The organism is Allobosea sp. ASV33, from assembly GCF_016428755.1.
In the GTDB taxonomy this organism is placed as follows: domain Bacteria; phylum Pseudomonadota; class Alphaproteobacteria; order Rhizobiales; family Beijerinckiaceae; genus Allobosea.
The window spans coordinates 1-302 of record NZ_JAELTI010000342.1 but is presented as its reverse complement, the minus strand read 5'-3'; the positions used below and the strand labels follow the sequence as shown (position 1 = coordinate 302).

Annotated in this window: 1 pseudogene; it reads left to right on the top strand. The window is 73.8% G+C overall.

The window, feature by feature from the left end:
- Positions 1 to 212 precede the first annotated feature (212 nt).
- Positions 213 to 302: pseudogene (locus JHD80_RS28960) on the top strand (VOC family protein); the annotation flags it as partial.

The window sequence follows — 302 nt, the reverse complement described above, 5'->3', positions numbered from 1 at the left end:
CCCCCCCCCCCCCCCCCCCCCCCCCCCCCCCCCCCCCCCCCCCCCCCCCCCCCCCCCCCCCCCCCCCCCCCCCCCCCCCCCCCCCCCCCCCCCCCCCCCCCCCTTTTCAAGCAGAAGACGGCATCCGAGATCGCGCCTAGAGTCTCGTGGGCTCGGAGATGTGTATAAGAGACAGGGGCAGGGCCGTGCCTGCGGCGATGGCGAACCGACTCATGCTTCATCATCTGTCTTTCGGCGTTTCCGATATCGAGCGCGCCTGCGCCTTCTACGACGCCGTGCTGGCGCCACTCGGCTATGTCAGG